Source organism: Thiorhodococcus minor, assembly GCF_010820565.1.
GTDB lineage: Bacteria > Pseudomonadota > Gammaproteobacteria > Chromatiales > Chromatiaceae > Thiorhodococcus > Thiorhodococcus minor.
This window is the reverse complement of the sequence record NZ_JAAIJQ010000351.1, coordinates 1-456: the sequence shown is the minus strand read 5'-3', so window position 1 is coordinate 456 and position 456 is coordinate 1. Positions and strand designations below refer to the sequence as shown.

The following is a 456-nucleotide window of genomic DNA, read 5'->3' as shown; positions in this document are numbered from 1 at the left end:
TCAAGGACTCGAGCCATGCCGCGCTGCCGCTTTCATCGCACCTCTCTCCTTCGCGCGTTGACGCCCCTGGTTGTGCTTCTGGCGGGCATTGGCGCGGCCGCGGCCCAGCCCGATAACCCGGGCATTGCACTGCCGCCGATCCCGGACGCGGTGCTGGCCGGTGAGCGAACCCTGCGCCCGGAAGATGTTGGCGGACGCTTCCTGCGGGTGAAGGCCGAGCCGTCAACGCAGACGCCGACCCACCTCGAGGTCGGTCCCATGACGGTGCAGGCGACCATCGGCGTCAACCTCATCCTCGAGATCGCCGTCGATCATCTCAACCGCATCCTCACCCCCTTCCCGAGCCCACAGGTGCGCACCGTCTCCGACGCCAGCACCAGTGTCGACGGCTCCGCGATCTATGTGGCGACCGCGAGCGAGGGCCCGGTGACCCTCTTCGTCAGCGATGCCTCGGAT

Annotated in this window: 1 pseudogene; it reads left to right on the top strand. The window is 68.0% G+C overall.

Annotated features, from left to right (window positions below):
* Positions 1–15: 15 nt before the first annotated feature.
* Positions 16–456 (top strand): annotated as a pseudogene (locus G3446_RS27290) (hypothetical protein); the annotation flags it as partial.